Origin of the sequence: Stutzerimonas kunmingensis (assembly GCF_002929225.1) — a bacterium.
Taxonomy (GTDB): Bacteria; Pseudomonadota; Gammaproteobacteria; order Pseudomonadales; family Pseudomonadaceae; genus Stutzerimonas.
The window spans coordinates 19,385-41,392 of the sequence record NZ_PISM01000019.1 but is presented as its reverse complement, the minus strand read 5'-3'; the positions used below and the strand labels follow the sequence as shown (position 1 = coordinate 41,392).

The 22,008-nt window shown below is 65.2% G+C and carries 15 protein-coding genes; 9 read left to right on the top strand and 6 right to left on the bottom strand.

Annotated elements, in window-relative coordinates:
* Positions 1–38: 38 nt before the first annotated feature.
* On the bottom strand, positions 39–773 hold the full coding sequence (gene ompR, locus CW305_RS14485; protein WP_014821967.1) for an osmolarity response regulator transcription factor OmpR: 735 nt from the start codon (positions 771–773) through the stop codon (positions 39–41).
* Between the two features lie 225 nt (positions 774–998).
* Here ompR and CW305_RS14480 point away from each other — a divergent pair, with 225 nt between their 5' ends.
* From CW305_RS14480 to gshA, 3 genes are all read left to right on the top strand, one after another.
* Positions 999–3,317, top strand: coding sequence for a Tex family protein (locus CW305_RS14480; protein WP_104098224.1), 2,319 nt, complete (start codon positions 999–1,001; stop codon positions 3,315–3,317).
* Positions 3,318–3,319: 2 nt separating this feature from the next.
* Positions 3,320–3,709, top strand: a complete 390-nt coding sequence (locus CW305_RS14475) for a PaaI family thioesterase (RefSeq protein WP_104098223.1) — start codon at positions 3,320–3,322, stop codon at positions 3,707–3,709.
* A gap of 271 nt (positions 3,710–3,980) precedes the next feature.
* Complete coding sequence (gshA, locus tag CW305_RS14470) at positions 3,981–5,558, top strand: glutamate--cysteine ligase (RefSeq protein WP_104098222.1); 1,578 nt, start codon at positions 3,981–3,983, stop codon at positions 5,556–5,558.
* 33 nt (positions 5,559–5,591) lie between these two features.
* Here the strand turns inward: gshA and argA are convergent, their stop codons facing one another.
* From argA to CW305_RS14450, 4 genes are all read right to left on the bottom strand, one after another.
* Entirely contained in the window at positions 5,592–6,890 is a 1,299-nt protein-coding gene (gene argA, locus CW305_RS14465) for an amino-acid N-acetyltransferase (RefSeq protein WP_023447042.1), read from the bottom strand.
* Positions 6,891–6,930: 40 nt separating this feature from the next.
* Positions 6,931–8,091, bottom strand: a complete 1,161-nt coding sequence (gene argE / locus CW305_RS14460) for an acetylornithine deacetylase (protein WP_104098221.1) — start codon at positions 8,089–8,091, stop codon at positions 6,931–6,933.
* Between the two features lie 117 nt (positions 8,092–8,208).
* On the bottom strand, positions 8,209–9,474 hold the full coding sequence (locus CW305_RS14455; protein ID WP_104098220.1) for an inorganic phosphate transporter: 1,266 nt from the start codon (positions 9,472–9,474) through the stop codon (positions 8,209–8,211).
* Positions 9,475–9,513: 39 nt separating this feature from the next.
* On the bottom strand, positions 9,514–10,191 hold the full coding sequence (locus CW305_RS14450; RefSeq protein WP_014821982.1) for a TIGR00153 family protein: 678 nt from the start codon (positions 10,189–10,191) through the stop codon (positions 9,514–9,516).
* A gap of 113 nt (positions 10,192–10,304) precedes the next feature.
* Here CW305_RS14450 and CW305_RS14445 point away from each other — a divergent pair, with 113 nt between their 5' ends.
* A complete protein-coding gene (locus CW305_RS14445) occupies positions 10,305–11,669 on the top strand; it encodes a CYTH domain-containing protein (protein WP_104098219.1) in 1,365 nt (454 codons plus the stop codon).
* 106 nt (positions 11,670–11,775) lie between these two features.
* The gene (gene tfpB, locus CW305_RS14440; RefSeq protein WP_023447037.1) at positions 11,776–13,560 is read left to right on the top strand and encodes a type IV pilus assembly ATPase TfpB; all 1,785 of its coding nucleotides are present in this window, start codon (positions 11,776–11,778) and stop codon (positions 13,558–13,560) included.
* Between the two features lie 169 nt (positions 13,561–13,729).
* Here tfpB and CW305_RS14435 read toward each other — a convergent pair whose 3' ends face one another.
* Positions 13,730–14,443: a murein L,D-transpeptidase catalytic domain family protein gene (locus tag CW305_RS14435; RefSeq protein WP_104098218.1), complete on the bottom strand. Its 714-nt coding sequence runs from the start codon at positions 14,441–14,443 to the stop codon at positions 13,730–13,732.
* A 227-nt stretch (positions 14,444–14,670) separates the two neighbouring features.
* Here CW305_RS14435 and CW305_RS14430 point away from each other — a divergent pair, with 227 nt between their 5' ends.
* The 4 genes from CW305_RS14430 to CW305_RS14415 all read left to right on the top strand — a co-directional run bounded on the left by CW305_RS14430 (position 14,671) and on the right by CW305_RS14415 (position 22,001).
* Complete coding sequence (locus CW305_RS14430) at positions 14,671–16,257, top strand: L,D-transpeptidase family protein (protein ID WP_483883558.1); 1,587 nt, start codon at positions 14,671–14,673, stop codon at positions 16,255–16,257.
* Between the two features lie 191 nt (positions 16,258–16,448).
* Positions 16,449–21,158: a PAS domain S-box protein gene (locus CW305_RS14425; RefSeq protein WP_104098216.1), complete on the top strand. Its 4,710-nt coding sequence runs from the start codon at positions 16,449–16,451 to the stop codon at positions 21,156–21,158.
* 66 nt (positions 21,159–21,224) lie between these two features.
* Positions 21,225–21,533: a DUF2388 domain-containing protein gene (locus CW305_RS14420; RefSeq protein WP_014821988.1), complete on the top strand. Its 309-nt coding sequence runs from the start codon at positions 21,225–21,227 to the stop codon at positions 21,531–21,533.
* Between the two features lie 42 nt (positions 21,534–21,575).
* Positions 21,576–22,001: an OsmC family protein gene (locus tag CW305_RS14415; RefSeq protein WP_104098215.1), complete on the top strand. Its 426-nt coding sequence runs from the start codon at positions 21,576–21,578 to the stop codon at positions 21,999–22,001.
* Positions 22,002–22,008: the final 7 nt, after the last annotated feature.

The window sequence follows — 22,008 nt, the reverse complement described above, 5'->3', positions numbered from 1 at the left end:
CGTAACGCGCTCGAAGCCTGCAGCAGGCCGCAGCCAACTCACTTGTTGCCGTCCGGCACGAATACGTAACCCACACCCCAGACGGTCTGGATATAGCGCGGCTTGGACGGGTCCGGCTCGATCAGCCGGCGCAGACGGGATATCTGCACGTCGATGGAGCGCTCCAGTGCATCCCACTCGCGCCCGCGGGCGAGGTTCATCAGCTTGTCGCGGGTCAGCGGCTCGCGTGCGTGCTGGACCAGCGCCTTGAGTACGGCGAACTCACCGGTGGTGAGCATGTGCACCTCGTTGCCCTTCTTCAGCTCACGGGTCGCCAGCGACAGCTCGTACTCGCCGAAGGTGACGGTCTCGTCCTCACTGGCCGGCGCGCCCGGAACCTGCGGCGCCTGCCGACGCAGCACCGCACGAATGCGCGCGAGCAGCTCACGGGGGTTGAAGGGCTTGGCCAGGTAATCATCGGCGCCCTGCTCCAGGCCCTGGATGCGACTGGCCTCGTCGCCCTTGGCGGTGAGCATGATGATCGGGATCTGATTGTTGCCCTCGCGCAGCCGGCGGCACGCAGACAGACCATCTTCACCCGGCATCATCAGGTCGAGCACCACCAACTGGAACAGCTCGCGGCTGAGCAAACGATCCATCTGCTCGGTGTTTTCCACGGTACGGACGCGGTAGCCCTGCTCGTCGAGAAAACGCTCGAGCAGACGTCGCAGACGGGCATCGTCATCGACGATGAGGATTTTTTCGCCTTCGCTGGCTGGCGCAGTGCTGCTCATGGAAACTCCCAGATGGTCGACGGCGCATTATTGCGCAGTGTGGATCGGCCCTACTGACAGCCATTGTTAGCAGATTTTTCGTCGAACGGCCGATTCCCGCGGCATTCGACCCAGACCGGCGACCGCTCACCGGCAATCGGTTGAGGCCGGCCGTCGCAGTTCCCCTATAATCGCCGGCTTTCGCGCAGGCCCGGCCTGCATGGTTTGACTGACCCAGGTAGGTTCATGGACAGCATCAATTCCCGTATCGCCAACGAGCTGGGCGTGCGCCCGCAACAGGTCGCCGCCGCCGTGGCGCTGCTCGACGAAGGCTCCACCGTTCCCTTCATCGCCCGCTACCGCAAGGAAGTCACCGGCAGCCTCGACGATACCCAGCTGCGCAACCTGGAAGAGCGCCTGCGTTACCTGCGCGAGCTGGACGAGCGCCGCGTCTCGATCCTCGCCAGCATCGAGGAACAGGGCAAGCTGACCCCCGAACTCAAGCGCGAGATCGACCTCGCCGACACCAAGACCCGCCTCGAAGACCTCTACATGCCCTACAAGCAGAAGCGCCGCACCAAGGGTCAGATCGCCCTCGAAGCCGGTCTCGGCGAGCTGGCCGATGCGCTGTTCGGCAACCCGGACCTTACGCCAGAGCAGCAAGCCGAGCGCTTCATCGACGCCGAGAAGGGCTTCGCCGATGTGAAAGCCGTCCTTGAAGGCGCCAAGTACATCCTCATGGAGCGCTTCGCCGAAGACGCCGACCTGCTGGCCAAGCTGCGCGAGTTCCTCAAGCACAACGCCACCCTCAGCGCCCGTGTAGTGCCGGGCAAGGAAAGCGAAGGCGCCAAGTTCAGCGACTACTTCGAGCATGACGAAGTGCTGAAGAACACCCCTTCGCACCGCGCGCTGGCGATCTTCCGCGGCCGCAACGAAGGCATCCTCAGCGTCAGCCTTAAGGTCGGTGACGAAACGCCCGGCAGCATGCACCCCGGCGAAGGCATGATCGGCGAGCGCTTCGGCATCGCCAACCGCGGCCGCGCCGCCGACAAGTGGCTCGGCGAGGTGGTGCGCTGGACCTGGAAGGTCAAGCTCTACACCCACCTGGAAACCGACTTGCTCGGTGAGCTGCGCGACAAGGCCGAGGACGAAGCCATCTCGGTGTTCGCGCGCAACCTGCACGACCTGCTGCTCTCCGCCCCGGCTGGCCCGCGCGCGACCCTGGCGCTGGACCCGGGCCTGCGCACCGGTTGCAAGGTCGCGGTGGTCGACGCCACCGGCAAGCTGCTGGAAACCGCCACCGTCTACCCGCACGCACCGCGCAACGACTGGGACGGCACCCTGGCGATTCTCGCCAAGCTGTGCGCCAAGCACGCCGTCGACCTGATCGCCATCGGCAACGGCACCGCCAGCCGCGAATCGGACAAGCTGGCCGGCGAGCTGATCAAGAAAGTGCCCGGCCTCAAGCTCACCAAGATCATGGTCAGCGAAGCCGGCGCCTCGGTGTATTCGGCCTCGGAACTGGCGGCCAAGGAATTCCCGGACCTGGACGTCTCCCTGCGCGGCGCCGTGTCCATCGCCCGCCGCCTGCAGGACCCGCTGGCCGAGCTGGTGAAGATCGACCCGAAGTCCATCGGCGTCGGTCAGTACCAGCACGACGTGTCCCAGCTCAAGCTGGCGCGTTCGCTGGACGCGGTGGTCGAGGACTGCGTGAACGCCGTCGGCGTCGACGTGAATACCGCCTCTGCCGCCCTGCTGGCGCGCATCTCCGGCCTCAACTCGACGCTGGCACAGAACATCGTGCAGTTCCGCGATGCCAATGGTGCGTTCAAGTCCCGCAGCGAGCTGAAGAAGGTGCCGCGCCTGGGCGACAAGACCTTCGAACAGGCCGCCGGCTTCCTCCGCGTGATGAACGGCGACAACCCGCTGGACGCCTCCGCCGTGCACCCGGAAACCTATCCGCTGGTCAAACGCATCGCCGCCGATACCAACCGCGACATCCGCTCGCTGATCGGCGACTCGGCGTTTCTCAAGCGCCTGGACCCCAAGCAGTTCACCGACGAGACCTTCGGCTTGCCGACTGTCACCGACATCCTCAGCGAACTGGACAAGCCCGGCCGCGATCCGCGCCCGGAGTTCAAGACCGCCGAGTTCCAGGAAGGCGTCGAGAAGCTCAGCGACCTGGAGCCGGGCATGGTGCTCGAGGGCGTGGTGACCAACGTGACCAACTTCGGCGCCTTCGTCGACATCGGCGTGCATCAGGACGGCCTGGTGCACATCAGCGCGCTGTCGGAGAAGTTCGTCAAGGACCCGTACGAAGTGGTCAAGGCCGGTGACATCGTCAAGGTCAAGGTCATGGAAGTGGACATCCCGCGCCAGCGCGTCGGCCTGTCCATGCGCATGAGCGATACGCCCGGCGCCAAGACCGACGGCCCGCGTGGCGGCGCCGGCAAGCCACGCGGCAACGCGCCGCGCAGCGAGCGCCATGCCAAGGAAGAAAAGCCGGCACCGGCCAATGCCGCCATGGCCGCGCTGTTCGCCAACGCCAAGCAGCTGAGGAAGTAGGCATGAGCATTCAAGTCGAGGCGGTGGGCAGCTCCAGCGCCTTCGGCCGCCTGCTCGGCCTGGAGATTCACCAGGTCGGCAACGGCGAGGCGGTGCTCGGCCTGAGCATGCACGACGGCCTGCGCAACCTGCACGGCAAGCTGCACGGCGGCGCGCTGTTCTCGCTGATCGACACCGCCATGGGTCAGGCCAGCCACAGCCTCGGTGATGGCTCGCCGAACAGCGTCACGCTCGAATGCAAGGTCAACTACATCCGCCCGGTGAGCGAGGGCGAGCTGCGCTGCCGCGCCTGGGTGGTGCACGGCGGCAGGCGGACCCAGGTGCTGGAAGCCGAGGTGCATCAGGGCGACAAGCTGATCGCCAAGGCCCAAGCGACCTTCGCCTGCCTCTAGTGGCCTGTTTGGTAAGTTCGGTTGGTCAATTTCGGCGCCCATGGCCCGGATACTGCGTTGCTGCTCCTTGCCATAACCCCGCTATGACTCGTCGCAGCGCCTTGTCTCGGAGCCATGTTCATCCGAACTTGCCTCAACCAACTCACCGCACAGGCCACCAGCCGTCCGCGGAGTCGGCATGCGTCGACAGCGATCGAAGCAACGCTGCCTCTTGTGAAGCGGCGTTTCCATCCCCATATTGGGCCGACTGTCGCGTGAAGGAATCCACAAGTTGAGCGCTCTTCTCACCCACCGCCTGGCATTGTTGGCCGAGCCGTCCCACCTGCCGCTGCTCAGTCAATGCCTGCACGGGATCGAACGCGAATGCCTGCGCGTCGACGCTCGCGGCCAGCTGGCGATGACCCCGCACCCCGTTGCATTGGGTTCGGCGTTGACTCACCCGCAGATCACCACGGATTATTCCGAGGCGCTGCTGGAGTTCATCACCGGCACCGACAGCGACCCGCAGAACACTCTCGCCGAGCTCGAAGCGATCCACCGCTTCACCTATGCCAAGCTCGGCGAAGAATTCCTCTGGAGCCCGTCGATGCCCTGCCCGCTACCGAGCGAGGCGGACATCCCGATCGCCGAATACGGCAGCTCCAACATCGGCCGGCTCAAGCACGTCTATCGCCAGGGCCTGGCCCTGCGCTACGGCAAGACCATGCAGTGCATCGCCGGCATCCACTACAACTTCTCGCTGCCCGAGGCGCTGTGGCCGGTACTGCAGGCCGATGATGGCGATACCCGCTCGGCCCAGGACTACCGCTCGACGCGCTACATCGGCGTGATCCGCAACTTCCGTCGCTACAGCTGGCTGCTGATGTACCTGTTCGGCGCCTCACCGGCGCTGGACGCCGGCTTCCTGCGCGGACGTCAGCATCAGCTCGAGACGCTCGACGCTGACACCCTGTACCTGCCGTACGCCACCAGCCTGCGCATGAGCGATCTGGGCTACCAGAACAATGCCCAGGCCGGGTTGACGCCCTGCTACGACGACCTGGCGAGCTACACCGAGAGCCTGTTCCGCGCCGTCTCCACGCCGTATGCCCCCTACGAGGCGATGGGCATCAAGGATGCCGCCGGTAACTGGCAGCAGCTCAACACCAACGTGCTGCAGATCGAAAACGAGTACTACTCGAACATTCGCCCGAAACGCGTCACCGCCACCGGCGAACGACCGTTGCAGGCGCTGCGCGCGCGCGGCATCCAGTACATCGAAGTGCGCTGCCTGGATATCAACCCCTTCCTGCCGCTGGGGATCGACCTCAACGAAGCGCGCTTCCTCGACGCCTTCCTGCTGTTCTGTGCGCTGGACGACAGCCCCTGCCTGGCCGACGGCGAATGCAGCGCGGCCACCGACAACTTCCTCAGGGTGGTCAAGGAAGGCCGGCGTCCGGGACTCGAGCTGCAGCGTTGTGGCGAGAACGTCATGCTCAGTGACTGGGCCAACCAGTTGCTCGACGAGATCGGCCAGGTTGCCGCCCTCCTCGACCGCAGCCATGCTGACTCCCGGCACGCCGAGGCGCTCGCCGAGCAGCGCGCCAAAGTCGCCGACAGCAGCCTGACGCCGTCCGCCCGCGTACTTGACGAGCTGCGCCGCAGCGGTGAGAGCTTCAGCCAGTTCGCCATGCGCCAGACCCTGGCCCACGCCGACTACTTCCGCAGCCAGGCACCGAGTGCAAGCGAGCTGGACCAGTTCGAATCCGCCGCGCATCAGTCGCTGGAGCGGCAGGCGGAGATGGAAGCGACGGACGAGCTGGATTTCGACAGCTTCGTCGTCGAGTACCAGCGCGGTCTTAGTCTCTAAACAAACGGCGGGCGCAACGCCCGCCGGCACACTTCAGAGCGGTTTCTCGAAGATCTTCGAATTACGCTGAAAGTTGTACAACGAAGCCCGCGCGGCCGGCAGACGGTCGACGCTGATCGGCTCGAAGCCGCGCTCCTGGAACCAGTGCGCGGTGCGTGTGGTGAGCACGATCAACTTCTTCAGCCCCAGCGCCCGGGCACGTTCCTCGATGCGTTCGAGCAGCTCATCGCCGCGACCGCCGTGGCGGTATTCCGGATTGACCGCCAGGCAGGCAAGCTCGCCGGCATCCGAATCGGCAATCGGATAAAGCGCGGCGCAGGCGATGATCAGGCCGTCGCGCTCGACGATGCTGAACTGCTCGACCTCCCGCTCCAGCACTTCGCGCGAGCGCCGCACCAGGATGCCCTGCTCCTCCAGCGGCGTGATCAGATCGATCAACCCGCCCACATCCTCGATGGTCGCCTCGCGCAACTGCTCGAACTGCTCCTGGGTTACCAGCGTGCCGCCGCCATCGCGGGTGAACAGCTCGTTGAGCAGGGCACCGTCGTCGGCGTAGCTGACCACATGACTGCGCCGCACGCCGCCGCGGCAGGCCTGCGCGGCGGCGTCGAGCAGCTCGGCCTGGTACTGGCTGCCGAGGCGTTCGACATAGGCCGGAATCTGCTGCGGACGCAGCTCGCGCACCAGCTTGCCGCTTTCGTCGAGCAAGCCCGGCTCGGCGCCGTAGAGCACCAGCTTGTCGGCCTGCAGATCGATGGCCGCGCGCGTGGCGACATCCTCGCAGGCCAGGTTGAAGATCTCGCCTGTCGGCGAATAACCCAGCGGCGACAGCAACACGATGGTGCGCTCGTCCAGCAGCCGGCCGATGCCCTTGCGGTCGATACGGCGTACTTCGCCGGTGTGATGCAGATCGACGCCATCGAGCACGCCGATCGGCCGCGCGGTGACGAAGTTGCCACCGGCCACACGCAGTCGCGCGCCCTGCATCGGCGACGCCGCCATATCCATTGACAGGCGTGCCTCGAGGGCGATGCGCAACTGGCCAACCGCGTCGATCACGCACTCCATGGTCGGCGCGTCGGTGACGCGCAGGTCGCGATGGAAGCGCGGTTCGATGCCACGGGCGGCCAGGCGCGCCTCGATCTGCGGACGCGAGCCGAATACCAGCACCAGGCGTACACCAAGGCTGTGCAGCAGCACCAGGTCGTGGACGATATTGGCGAAGTTGGCGTGCTCCAGGCCGTCGCCCGGCAGCATGACGACGAAGGTGCGGTCACGGTGCGAATTGATGTAGGGCGAGGAGTCGCGAAGCCAGGTGACGTAGTCGTGCATGTAAAAGCCTTCGTGGCGGTTCTGTTCGTCTGTATTGGAGTCAGTTCGCGGCGGTCTGCGGCTGCAGGCAGTAGTGCTCGATCATCCGACGCAGCAGCTGCACGGTCGGTTCGATACGATCGAGCTGCAGGTATTCGTCGGGCTGGTGCGCGCAGGCGATGTCGCCGGGCCCCAGCACCAGCGTTTCGCAGCCGAGCTGCTGAAGATAAGGCGCTTCGGTGGCAAACGCCACCGCCTCGGCCTGGTGCCCGGTGAGGCGCTCGGCCAGGCGGACCAGCTCGCTTTCCGCCGTCTGCTCGAAGGCTGGCACCGCGGGGAACAGCGGCGCCAGGTCGATCTTGACCTGATGTTGTTCGGCCAGCGGCTGCAGGCGCTGGCGGATGATCGTCCGCAGCTGCTGCGGGTCCATGCCCGGCAGCGGGCGCAGATCGAACTCCAGCGAACATTGCCCGCAGATGCGGTTGGGGTTGTCGCCACCATGGATGCAGCCGAAGTTGAGCGTCGGCTTGGGCACGTCGAACAGCGGGTTGTCGTATTCGCCCTGCCACTGGCGGCGCAGCGTCATCATCTCGCCGATCACGCCGTGCATGGCTTCCAGCGCGCTGTGACCATAGGTCGGGTTCGACGAATGCCCGCTCTGTCCGAGGATATCGATGCGCTCCATCATGATGCCCTTGTGCAGGCGTACCGGGCGCAGGCCGGTGGGCTCGCCGATCAGCGCCGCGCGCCCGAGCGGCCGGCCGGCTTCGGCCAGGGCACGGGCGCCAGACATCGAACTCTCTTCATCGCAGGTGGCGAGAATCAGCAATGGGCGGCGGAACGGCTGCTCCAGCAGCGGCCGAACCGCCTCGATGATCAGCGCGAAGAAGCCTTTCATGTCGCAGCTGCCGAGGCCGTACCAGCGGTCATCGGCCTCGCGCAGCTTCAGTGGATCGGACTGCCACAGCGCGGCATCGAACGGCACGGTATCGCTGTGCCCGGCCAGCACCAGCCCGCCGGGACCACTGCCATAGCTGGCGAGCAGGTTGAATTTCCCCGGCGCGACTTCCGGCGTTTCGCAGGTGAAGCCCAGCTCACCGAGCCAGGCCGCGAGCAACTCGATCACAGGACGATTGCTCTGATCCCAGCCCGGCTGCGTACAACTGACCGAGGGTGCCGCGAGGAGCGCAGCGAACTGCTCCTTGAATGATGGAATGGGCACCGGCTACCTCCGTGATGCAATCGGAACGAGCCTGCAGTGAAGCATGAAACGCGCCACGGCGGGACCCACAAACGAAAACGCCCCGCCGAAGCGGGGCGCAGACGGCATCGGCCGGAGTTACGTGAAGATGAATTTGAGCACGGTGAAGAAGACGATCGCCAGGAATGCACCGGCCGGCAGGGTGATCAACCAGGACATGAAGATCGAGCCCACGACACCCAGGTTCAGCGCACCGATACCGCGCGCGATACCGATCCCGAGAACCGCTCCGACCAGCGTGTGAGTCGTGGAGACCGGCAGGCCGATGGCCGATGCGCCGACCACGGTTGTCGCGGTAGCCAGTTCGGCGGCAAAACCGCGGCTTGGCGTCAGCTCGGTGATTTCCTTGCCGATGGTGGCGATCACCTTGTAGCCGTAGGTGGCCAGACCGATGACGATACCTATCGCACCGAGCAGCAACACCCAGCCCGGCACGGCGGACTTGGCCGCGATGTCGGCGGCACCGCCGGACTCGATCACACCGACGATGGCGGCCAGCGGACCAACCGCGTTGGCGACATCGTTGGCGCCATGGGCGAAGGCCATCGAGCAGGCGGTGAAGATCATCAGCACGGCGAACACCTTCTCCACGCTGGCGAAGTGGAAGGTCTTGTCGGCTTCGACGTCGACCTTGATCCGCGAAAGCAGCGCGATACCCGCGAGCATCACCAGCAGGCCGATGCCGAAGGCCAGCAGGATGCCCTGGCCGCTGCTGAGGGTCAGACCGACATGCTTGAGGCCCTTGGTGACCGTCATCAGCGCGACCATGAAACCGGTCAGGAACATGTACAGCGGCACGAAGCGCTTGGCGTTCTCGAACGGATGATCGGTATTGATGATCAGCTTCTGCACGCTCATGAACAGGCCGAAGGCGACGATGCCGGACAGCATCGGCGTGACCACCCAGCTGGCGACGATCGGGCCGATGGCGTCCCAGTGCACCGCATCGGTAGACACACCCACCGCGGCGAAGCCAATCACCGCGCCGATAATCGAATGCGTGGTGGAAACCGGCCAGCCTTTCATGGTGGCGATCAGCAGCCAGGTGCCGGCGGCCAATAGCGCCGACATCATCCCCAGCACCATCAGGTCAGGAGAAATAACCTCCGCGTCGACGATGCCGTTCTTGATCGTCTCGGTGACTTCGCCGCCGGCCAGATAGGCGCCGCAAAACTCGAAGATCATGGCCACGACGATGGCCTGCTTGATGGTCAGTGCCCGAGAACCGACCGAAGTACCCATGGCATTGGCCACGTCGTTGGCGCCCACGCCCCAGGCCATGAAGAAACCGAATGCGCAGGCAAGGATCAGGAGTACGAAGCCGTAATCCGCAATAAGAGACATAAGGAATTACCTGTTGAACCCAGAAAGGATGCTGGCGCCTCAGCGCGCCAGCAGTTGTTCCAGACGGTTACCGACGCGCTCGGCGCGGTCGGCTACATCACCGATCCATTCGATGATCTTGTAGAGAAAGATCACGTCGACTGCTGGCAAATCCTTTTCCAGGTGGAACAGCGCACGGCGAACCGTGATCTGCATGCGGTCGGTTTCCCGCTCGATTTCCTCGAGCTCTTCGACCATCTTCTCGACGAGAGTGGCTTCGCGGCCGCTGAAGCCGGTTTCCAGCAGCGAATCCAGTTCCTTCAGCGCTTTCAGCGCCTGGGCGCTGGCATCGACGGTGCGTTGCACGTAAGCCAACATCTGCGGCTGCAGTGCCTGCGGGATGGTCATGCAGCGACCCAGCATCAGGCCGGCGATGTCCTTGGCGCGGTTGGCGATCTTGTCCTGTACACTCAGCAGATCAAGCAGATCGGAACGCGGCACCGGCAAGAACAGGCTCTTGGGCAGGTGCTGGCGAACGCTCTTCTTCAGCTTGTCGGCCTCGTTTTCCAGCTGCGCCATCTGCTGCTGAATCTGCTCGACCTTCTCCCAGTCTTCGGCCATGACCGCCTGGAACAGCGGTACCAGGTTCGCCGCACACTCATGCGACTTGGCCATATGCTGCTGCATCGGGCCGATTGGCGAACGTCCGAACAAGCTGACGAAAGGATTGACTGGCATAGGGTAAAGCCCCGGCTTGAAAGAGGCGGCAAGTATACGGACAGGCCATCACGCCTGCTACCGTGTGTCATCAGGCGGCAACACCAACACATCATAGGCACCCAGTCGGCATCATGCAGAAAGAAACCGAAATCAAGCTACGCGCCAGCCGCGAAACCCTGCTCGCCCTGCGCGAACACCCGTTGCTGAAGAAGCGCAACAAGAGTGGCTGGTCGCGCCATGAGCTGTTCAACCAGTATTACGACACCGCCGAGCGCGACCTCGCCCAGGCCCGCGTCGCGTTGCGCTTGCGTCGCGATGGCGAGCAGTTCATCCAGACCCTGAAGAGCCGCGGTCAAAGTGTCGCAGGCCTTTCCGAGCGCAACGAATGGGACTGGTATCTGGACAAGGCCAAGCTCGATATCAAGAAGCTCGGCGACGACTGCTGGCCGGCCAGCCTTGCCGAACTGGACAAGAAGACCCTGAAACCGATCTTCACCACCGATTTCGTTCGCGAGAAGGCCGAGATCGCCTGGGGCCGTGGCAAGACCAAGGTGATCATCGAGGCCGCGCTGGACCTGGGCCAGGTCAAGGCCGGCAAACAGTCCGAGGAAATCTGCGAGCTGGAGCTCGAGCTGCGCCAGGGCGATCCGGAAGCGCTGCTGGAATTGGCGGCCGAGCTGGCCGCCAACCTGCCGCTGATGCCCTGCGACATCAGCAAGGCCGAGCGCGGCTATCGCCTGCATGACGCCGATGGCTACAACCTGCAGCTGCCGGCGCCGGAGCTCGACCCCACGATGCCGCTGGATAACGCGGTGGTAGCGCTCGGCTGGCAGTTGCTCGGCAACAGTCAGCGCCTGGCCGAGCAGTACCGCTTCAATGGCCGCTGGAAACTGCTGAGTGACTGGCTGCAGCAACTGATCGAGCTGCGCGCCCTGCTCGGCAGCCTCGGCCAGGCCGCCCCGCGCGCCAGCAGCCGTGAGCTGCGTGAGCTGCTCGACGCACTGATCCAGGACTGGCGCCCACGGGTCGAAGCCGGCCAGGACGATGAAGGCGTGCGCAAGGCCGCACCAATGCAGTTCGCCGAGGAACTGGGCCAGACCCGCTGGGGCCTGCTGTCGCTGAAAGCCTCGCTCTGGCTGCTGCAGCGCAGCTGGACCGAAGGCCGCAATGCGCGCGGCGATCGCCAGGGCGCTGCCGAGCTGGGCAAGTGGCTGCTGCATCTGCTGGCGGAAGAAGCCAAGTCCCTGCAACTGCCGCGCTACCAGCAACAACCCGAAGACCTCGCCGAACAGAGCCCGCGCATGGAGCGCCTGCTGGTCTGGCTGCATCTGGCCCGCAGCGTGCTGGAGTTGCCGGAAGTCGATCGACTGTACGGCGAGCTGGCCAAGCTGCATGAACTGGCCCGCCAGCCCATCGACGAGCAAGCGCTGGAAATGCGCGTCGAGCAGGCGCACCTGGTCTGGACGCTCAAGGCCTGGAAGCAGCTGGAGAAATAACGCCCCAAGACGGCGCAAGCTGCTCAAAGTTGAACCCCGGCGGCAGACAACGCCGGGGCTTTAGCGGCAAGCTTGGCTTCTCCCGCCGCTGCGTCGAAGGAATCCCATGTCCGTGCTGAACTCGCCCTCCCAGGACCGCCCTCTCGATCTCGCCGATCTGTTGCGCGAGCTGGTCGCCCAGGGGCGGGTCGCGCAGGACAGCGCCGAACAATGCCTGACGGTCCGCCGCAGCGCGGTGGCCAACCAGCAACATCCGCTGGAATTCCTCGCCGCGCAGCAGCTTGATGATCTGCAGCGGCCGGGCAAGAAGCTCGATCTGGAAACGCTGACCGTCTGGCTGGCGGAACGCGCCGGTCAGCCGTATCTGCGCATCGACCCGCTGAAGATCGACGTCGCCGCCGTCACCCCACTGATGTCCTACGCCTTCGCCCAGCGCCACAGCATCCTCGCAGTGGCGGTGGACAGCAGCGCCGTCACCATCGCCAGCAGCCAGCCCTTCGTGCACGGCTGGGAAGCCAACCTGACCCACGTGCTCAAGCGCCCGATCAAGCGCGTGGTGGCCAACCCGAGCGACATTCAGCGCTTCACCGTCGAGTTCTACCGCCTGGCCAAGTCGGTCAGCGGCGCCAGTGGCACCGATCAGAAAATCAGCGGCGTCGGCAATTTCGAGCAGCTGCTCAACCTCGGCGCCAGCGATCAGGAACCGGACGCCAACGACTCGCACATCGTCAACATCGTCGACTGGCTGTTCCAGTACGCCTTCCAGCAACGCGCCAGCGATATCCACATCGAACCTCGCCGCGAGCAGGGCACCGTGCGCTTTCGCATCGATGGCGTGCTGCACAACGTCTACCAGTTTCCACCGCAGGTGACGATGGCGGTGGTCAGCCGACTAAAGTCCCTCGGCCGGATGAACGTCGCCGAGAAGCGCAAACCGCAGGATGGCAGGGTCAAGACCAAGACGCCGGAAGGCGGCGAAGTCGAGCTGCGCCTGTCGACGCTGCCCACTGCGTTCGGCGAGAAGATGGTGATGCGTATCTTCGACCCCGAAGTGCTGCTCAAGGGCTTTGACCAGCTGGGCTTTTCCGCTGACGACCTGCGCCGCTGGCAGAGTATGACCGGCCAGCCCAACGGCATCATCCTCGTCACCGGGCCGACCGGCTCGGGCAAGACCACCACGCTCTACACCACGCTCAAGCAGCTGGCGACGCCCGAGGTGAACGTCTGCACCATCGAGGACCCGATCGAGATGATCGAGGGAGCCTTCAACCAGATGCAGGTGCAGCACAACATCGACCTGACCTTCGCCAGCGGCGTGCGCGCGCTGATGCGTCAGGACCCGGACATCATCATGGTCGGCGAGATCCGCGACCTGGAAACCGCCGAGATGGCCATCCAGGCCGCACTGACCGGCCACCTGGTGCTCTCCACCCTGCACACCAACGACGCGCCCAGCGCGATCACCCGCCTGCTGGAACTGGGCGTGCCGCACTACCTGCTCAAAGCCACACTGCTCGGCGTCATGGCCCAGCGTCTGGTGCGCACGCTGTGCCCGCACTGCAAGGCGCCGATGCAGCTGGATGCAGACGACTGGAGCGCATTGACCAAACCCTGGAACGCCCCGCTGCCGACCACCGCGCAACGGGCGGTAGGCTGCCTGGAATGCCGCGACACCGGTTTCCGCGGTCGCGCCGGGGTCTACGAGATCATGCTGCTGAACGACGCGATCAAGCCGCTGATCACCGCCGACACCGACATCGTCGCCCTGCGCCGCCAGGCCTTCAAGGATGGCATGCGCAGCCTGCGCCTCTCAGGCGCCCAGAAGATCGCCGCCGGCCTCACCACCGTGGAAGAAGTGCTGCGGGTGACGCCGCAGAGCGAGCAGAAATAGCCGGAGGCTCGAGGCGTTTGCAGGGTGGATGTCGCTTTTTACATCCACCACAACTCCGTCCGGTGGATCGGTGAAGCGTGATCCACCCTACGCCAGCTCGGACCGCACCTGCGTCAGTGCCCGCAGTCGCGCCGATGACGCCGACCCTTGCGACGATTCGAATGCTGCATCAGCCGCCCGAACGTGCAGCGAGAATGGTCGCCACCTGGTTGGGCTTGCAATTGAGATACGCCGAGGATTGCAGCCATTGCTGGTCGGGGTACCAGGAGAACATGAACTGGCCGCCCTTGAGGCTATCGACCACCATCCGCGCCACCTCAGGCCGTACCGCCGGGCAGCCCTGGCTGCGGCCGATGCGGCCCTGGGTGGCGATCCAGGAAGGATTCAAGTAAGCCGCCGGGTGGATGACGATGGCGCGCTCGCGGGCGCGGTCATTGATTCCCGGCTCCAGCCCGTCCATGCGCAGCGAGTAGCCATGCTTGCCGCTGTAGCTTTCGGCGGTGCGGAAAAGGCCGATGCTGGACTGGTGACTGCCAACCGTATTGGAGAACTGCGTGGCGTGGTTGTCGCCGGACTTCTGGCCATGGGCGACCAGGTCCTCGAGCAACAGCTCCTCCTTTTCCAGATCGAAGATCCACAGCCGTCGCTTGCTGGAGGGCAGCGAGAAATCAATCACCGCCAGACGCTGGGCAGCACTTGCACCGTTGTTGACGGCGCATTGCATGGCCGCGACGGCGTGGGTTAGAACCTCGCGATCGAGCGTGGGCGCCAATCGGGCCAGGCTGTCGACCATCGGCTGATAGGTTGCACCGGCCGCCCAGACAGGCGAAGCGAGAACGAAAAGTCCCGCCGCCAGGCAGGCACGTCGAAGCATGGACATCATCGAGCAAGCAACCTCGTCGGGCCCGGCCTGACGACTTCCTGTCTGGCCGGCGCCGCATACTCGCTGCCGAACACAGCAGCAGCGCAACGAAGCCGGACGGGACGAACGTGCGCCCAATGCCCGGCAGGATATGTTTTTATGGGCCCGAAAGAATGCCGGCAGACACCGGAACGGCGGCCCTACAGGCGCGCAGTCTAGCAGCCACGGGAATGGCCTGGAGCGATAAATTGTTCAAAAAATGTGCATTTCGTCTTGCCGTCTGGCTTTGCCTCGCCCCGCTCGCGGCCTCGGCAGAGCCGCTCGTCGCAACGCCGACGCCGCTCGAAACCGCGCTGACGAACCTGCCAGAGCGCTGCACGGCGATGCCGGACAGGCTGGAACCAGAGGCGCTGCAGCGCCTGTCGGCATTCTATGCAGCCGTGCATCACCAGCCGGTGTGGAATTCCTATGCGACGCTCGACGGCCTGCTGCAGCACCTCGCGCAACTGGCCGATGACGGTCTGGACCCGGCGCAATATCAGCCGGCGCGCATACGCGAGCAGCTCTATCAGTCGTCGACCGCGCCGCTGCATCGCGAATGCGCTGACATCCTCACCAGCCACGCCTATCTGGAAGCGCTGCACCATCTGGCCCGTGGTCGCCTGCGCCAGGCCGATGTCGAGCCGATCTGGCGCAGCCCCGACGCCGCGGAGCGCGACGATAGCCGGCAATTGCTGCAGATCGCCGTGCAGGGCCTTACCGATCTGCCGCAGGCCTTCGAGCGCGCCCGCCCGGCCCTTGCGCTGTACCGCGACTTGCGCGCCGCCTATGCGCGGTTGCGCCTGGCACCGCTGCCCGCCTGGCGGCCATTGCCGGACGGCACGACGCTGCGACCCGGAATGAGCGATGAACGTGTGCCGCTGCTGCGCGAAATGCTGCTCGCCGGCGCCGCCAGTACGGCGGCGCTGGAGCCGCGCTACGACGACGAGCTGGTCGAGGCGGTGCGCCGCTTTCAGACGCGACATGGTCTGGAAGCCGACGGCGTGATCGGCGCCGGCACTCTGGCTGCATTGAACGTCAGCCCGGCCAGCCGTCTCGATCAGGTGCGTATCAATCTGGAGCGCCTGCGCTGGATCAGCCGTGACCTCGAGCCGCAATCGCTGCTGGTGGATATCGCCGGCGCACGGCTGATCTACTACCGCGACAGCTGCCCGTTCTGGCAGACACGCACCCAGGTCGGCCGCCAGGCGCGGCAGACGCCGCCGCTGAAATCGCAGATCACCCGACTCACGCTCAACCCCACCTGGACCGTACCTCCGACCATCCTGCAGCAGGACAAGCTGCCGTTGATCCGCGAGGACGCCGGCTACCTCGCGCGTCACGGGATGCGCGTGCTCGATGCCCAGGGCAACGACCTGGACCCGGCCAGCATCGACTGGCATGCACCGCGCAACATCATGCTGCGCCAGGAGGCAGGCCCGGCCAATCCGCTCGGACAGGTGGCGATCCGCTTCGCCAACCCGTTCTCGGTGTACCTGCACGATACGCCGAGCAAGCCGCTGTTCGATCTCAGCGAGCGTGCCCTCAGCTCCGGCTGCGTGCGCGTCGAAGGGGCGCTGCAGCTGGTCGATCTGCTACTAGACGAAGACGAGCGCGAGACTGTCGCCAGACTGCTGCAGACCGGCAAGACCCACGAGTACCGCCTGGCGCGCCGCACGCCGATCCTGATGGCCTACTGGACCGCGGCCGTCGACGACACCGGCCAGCTGCGCTATCGCCCGGACATCTACCAGCGCGATGCCGCGCTCCTCAGGGCGCTGGACGCGGCGCGTTAGCGCAACGCTGACGACCCGGTGCGGGCACCCGCGCGGCGTTCCGTTCGTCGGGAGTTTCGTCGCCTGCTGCCTGAACCAAGCAGGCTCGGCGTAGTCTTTTGCTGACCGCTCGACACACCCGCCGCTGAAGGGTGGTCGACTGACAGACCCGTCTGAATTACTCAGTGCCATGGATAGCCGAGCAGGACACCTTGAACGCCGAACACAGCGCCATCACAGCGACCTGGAATGAAGCTGAACGGCTGATCGCATTGGCTCGTTATGCCGCGCTCGACGCCTCGTGCGACGCGGAGCTGGATGAGCTTGCCGCCATGGCTGCGGACCTCTGTGCCTGTCCGGCGGCGGCGATCCATTTCATCGATGACCAGTACCAGTACTGCAAGGGCGCATTCGCGCTCCAGCGCGAACCCGTTCCGCTCGCGCGCTCGCTTTGTGCCCGCGCGATCCTGCAATCCGAGCCGCTGATCACCAGGCAAAGCGGCGAGTTCAGCGCGCCCGTGGAAATGCCATGTCTCGCCGCAGGCGAGCCCGCTCGCTTCTATGCCGCGGCGATCCTGCGCGACGACGACGGCCTGCCGCTGGGTACGCTGTGCGTCTGCGACCGCCAGCCACGCGAGCTCTCGCCACGTCAGGGTGCGCAACTGCAGGCAGTGGCACGCCAGGTCATGGCGCTGCTGGAACTGCGGCGCTTGCGCGGCGAAGACGCGCGCAGCCGCCAGATCATCGACAGTGCCCAGGACTACGCCATTCTCGCCACCGACCCGCGCGGGTTCATCACCAGCTGGAACAGCGGTGCGCAACGCATGCTCGGCTGGACTGCCAAAGAGATGACTGGCCAGCCGCTCGCCCGCATCTTCACCGAAGAGGATTGCGCACAACACGCCCCTGAGCAGGAAATGCGCACGGCACGTGAGAAAGGCAGCGCCATCGATGAACGCTGGCACCAGCGCAAGGACGGCTCCCGCTTCTGGGCCAGTGGAGTGCTTACCCCGCTTTTGCACGACGGCAAGCCGCAGGGCTTCGTCAAAATCCTCCGCGATTTGACCGAAGCGCGGCTGCAGCAGAGCTTCGCCCGGGAAATGGAGGAGCGCTACCGCACGCTGGTCGACCTCAGTCCACAGGTGGTCTGGCAATGCGATGCCGATGGCAGCCTGAGCTATTGCAACAGCTACTGGTGCGAATTCACCGGCCTGGACGAGCAGCAATCACGTGGCGACGGCTGGCTTGTCGCGGTCTCCGCGAACGATCGCCAGCGTACGGCCGAACAATGGCAGGCCGCGCTGCAACGCCAACTACCGTTCAAGCTCGAACTGCGCCTGCGCGACATCGATGGCCAGTCGCGCTGGTTCCAGGTCAGCGCTGCACCGATCTACGATGCCGACGGACAATTGCTGCACTGGGTCTGCGTGGCCCAGGACGTCGACAGCCGCCGGCGCTCGGAGATGCAGCGGCTGGAGAGCGAAGCCTTCACCCGCCTGTTGCTGGATTCGGCCAACGAAGGTTTCTACTCCATCGACCGCGGCGGCATGGTCACCCTGTGCAACGATGCCTTCCTCAACCTGCTGGGCTTCGCCAGCCGCGAGGAAGTGCTAGGCCGCCAGCTGCACCATGTGATCCATCACAGCCATCCGGACGGCAGCCCCTACCCGGTGCAGGACTGCCCGATCCAGCACACCGCCACGACCGGCGAACCACGCCACGTCGAGCACGAACTGTTCTTCCGCGTCAACGGCAGCAGCCTGCCGGTGGAATACCGGGTCGCGCCGATCTACCGCGACGGCGAGCTGCAGGGCGCCATCTGCACCTTCAGCGACATCAGTGAGCGCACCCAGCACCAGGCATTGCAGGCCTTTCTTCTCGAACTGAGCGATTGCCTGCAGGCTTGCAGCGAGCAGGTCGATGTCTGCTGCGTACTTGACGAGCGCCTGGCCCGGCTTACGCACTGTGACTGCATCGCCTGGGGGACCGTGAAGGACGGCACGCTGGCCGTGAAACAGGAATGGCTGGCTGCGGATGCTCCGAGCCGGATGGGGCGTCATAGCCTGGAAGCGGACGCCGCCGGTTTCATCGACCGCCTGCCTGACGAAAACCTGGTCGTGCTCGAGGAAGACACGTCAGGCAGTGACTCGCTGCTGCAACATCTGGCCGCCCGCTCGGTCCTGTTCACCGAGCTGCCAGGTGTCGAGTCCGGCACCCAGCCCGCGCTGCTCATGTTCGTCCGCAGCCAGCCGCTGCCCTGGAGCCTGGATGACATAGGCCTGGCGCGCGAGGTGCTGGAGCGCATCCGTGCCGCGGCCGAGCGCATGCGGGCCAGCAAGGCCCTGCGCGAAGCCGAGCAGCGCATCAGCCTCGCCAACGAGATCGCCTCGATCGGCGTCTGGGAATACCGCGACAGCCATCATTCGCTGCACTGGGACGCACAACTCAAGGCCATGGCCGGGCTGGCGCCGGATGAGCCGGGGCTGGGTGTGCACGAGATTCTTGCGCGGATCCATCCGGACGACCGCAGCGTGCTGCTCAAGGCGCTGGGCGAGACCCTGGCGGGACGTGGCGACGGCGAGTTCCAGCTCGACTACCGCATCTTCGATACCCGCATCGGCGAGTTCGTCTGGCTCGCCAATCGTGGCCGCCGGCTCGTCGATTCCAGCGGCAAGGTGCGCATCCTCGGTACCGCGCGCAACATCACCGCCGAACGCAACGCTGCCGAACGCATGCTGCGCATGAACGAGATGCTCGAAGAGCAGATCAAGGATCGCCAGCAGGCCGAACAGCGTCAGACCGCGCTGATCGAACTGGGCGACCTGCTGCGCGAGCAGCACGACAGCCAGACCATTGCGCATGCCGCGGTGAGCGTGATCGGCCGCACCATAGGTGTTTCCCGCGTGCTGTTCGCCAGCGTCGATGCACCGAGCCAGAGCGCCACCATCGAGCGCTACTGGAGCGACGGCAGTTCGGACAGCAGCAGCGAAGTGGTGCATTTCGCCGATTACGGGGACTTCTTCTACGATCTGCAGGAAAACGAACTGGTCGTGATCGAAGACGTGCTGCACGACGCCCGCACTGCCAGCCATGCGGAGAACTTCGCCGAAAGCCAGATCCGCAGCATCGTCTGCGTCCCGCTGTTCGAGCAGGGCCGCATTTCCGCCGTGATGATGCTGCTCGAAGAGCAGCCGCGCGCCTGGCTCGACGACGACATCTCGTTCATCCGCGAAGTCGCCGACCGCGCCTGGACCGCCGATGAGCGCATGCGCGCCGAACGCGCATTGCGGGAGAGCGAAGAGCAGTTCCGCACCCTCGCCGACAACATGAGCCAGTTCGCCTGGATGGCCGACCCGAGCGGCCACATCTACTGGTACAACAAGCGCTGGTACGACTACACCGGCACCACCGACGAAGCCATGCGCGCCCTTGGCTGGCGCACGGTGAACCACCCGGACCATCATGAGCGGGTCAGCGCCTCGATGAAGCGCGCCTTTGCCATCGGCTCGATCTGGGAAGAAACCTTTCCGTTGCGCGGCAAGGACGGCAAGTACCGCTGGTTCCTCTCCCGCGCATTGCCGATTCGCGACGACTTCGGCCAGGTTACCCACTGGTTCGGCACCAATACTGACGTCACTGCCCAGGTTGCCGCCGAAGAGGCGCTGCGCGAGCTCAACGACAGCCTCGAGCGCCGGGTTGCCGAACGTACCCGCGAGCTGGCGGCGATCAACAGCCGCCTGCACATCGAGATGGCCGAGCGCGAGCGCGCCGAAGAAGCGCTGCGCCACGCGCAGAAGATGGAAGCCATCGGGCAACTCACCGGCGGCCTGGCGCACGACTTCAACAACATGCTGACCGGCGTGCTCGGCGCGCTCGACCTGATCCAGCGGCGTGTCGCCGGCGGCACTACCGGCGATCTCGACCGCTACATCGACGCCGCAACCACCTCGGCCAACCGTGCCGCGGCGCTGACCCATCGCCTGCTGGCCTTCGCCCGTCGCCAGTCGCTGGACCCCAAACCGGTTGACGTGAACCTGCTGGTGGTGTCGATGGAGGACATGCTGCGTCGCACCATGGGCGAGCACATCCGTCTGGAAGTCGAGCTGCAGGCAGATGCCTGGCTCGCTTACACCGACGGCCACCAACTGGAAAACGCCCTGCTCAACCTGGTGATCAATGCCCGGGATGCCATGCCCGATGGCGGACGCCTCGGGGTGAACACGCGCAATGTACGGATCCAACAGCGCCAGCCGGACGCCCCCGAACCGGGCGACTACGTGGTGCTGAGCGTCACCGACAACGGCTCCGGCATGTCGGCTCAGACCATCGCCAAGGCATTCGATCCATTCTTCACCACCAAACCGATCGGCCAGGGCACCGGCCTAGGCCTGTCGATGGTCTACGGCTTCGCCAAGCAGACCGGTGGTCACGTGCGCATCGACAGCACGCTGGGCGAAGGCACTCAGGTCATCCTCTACCTGCCGCGCAACGAGGCCCAGGACGAGCTACCGCCTGCAGCGTCGCAATCGACGGAGGTGCCCAGCGCGACGAACGGGGAGATCGTGCTGGTGGTGGAGGACGAGGCCGCCGTGCGCATGCTCGTCGTGGAGGTGCTGCAGGAGCTGGGCTACCAGGTGCTGGAAGCGGTCGATGCGAATGGCGCGCTGCCCTACCTGCACGGCGATCAGCGCCTCGATCTGCTGGTCACCGATTTCGGCCTGCCCGGCCTGAACGGACGGCAGCTGGTGGAAAGCGCGCGACAGCACCGCCCCGAACTGAAGGTGCTGTTCATCACCGGCTACGTACCGGACGACGAGATGCGTAACGACTTCCTCGCACCCGGCATGGATATCCTCGCCAAACCGTTCAGCATCGACATCCTCGCCGCCCGCATCCGGCGCCTGATCGACGGGCGCGACTAGCGGCAACCGGAACTCTCCTTCGCCCATCGCACTCTCAGAAGAACGATAGCAAGGAGGTTTCCGCTCATGCGCAAGACACTTTTCGCAGCGTTCACCCTGGCGTTGGTGCCGGTTGGCAGCGCCGTGGCCGATGGCCTGGTCCGCGACATTCTCTCCTCGGGTGCGACCACAGCATCCACCTACATGACCTTCAAGGACGACAAGCTGGTGATACCTGCGCGCGAGGATGCAGGCAGCTTCGTGGCCAGCAACGGCGAGATCCGCGGCCCGTATCTGGAAGCCATGCTGCAGCAACTGCGCAGCGAGCAGCCGCAGCTGGAAGCCACCGACATGGAGCTGGCCAGCGCGATCCTCGCGGCCGAACAGCTTCAATAGCGGCACGCTGAACCCATTCACGCATTCATTCGAGGTCAGTTCATGAAGAAGAGCGCTTCCGCCGTCTGGCAAGGCGGCCTGAAAGACGGCAAGGGCACCATCAGCACTCAGAGCGGTGCACTGAAGGACAACCCCTACGGCTTCAACACTCGCTTCGAAGACACGCCGGGGACCAATCCGGAAGAGCTGATCGGCGCGGCCCATGCCGGCTGCTTCTCGATGGCGCTGTCGATGATGCTGGGCCAGGCCGGGCTGACCGCCGAACGCATCGAAACCCGCGCCGAGGTCACACTCGACAAGGATGGCGAAGGCTTCAGCATCACGGCTATCGATCTCACCCTAAAGGCGCGGATTCAAGGCGCGGATGACGCGCAGTTCCAGCAGATCGCCAATCAGGCGAAGGAAGGCTGCCCGGTATCCAAGGTACTCAACGCTCGCATCAGCCTGAACGCGACGCTGGAAGGCTGACAGCGCC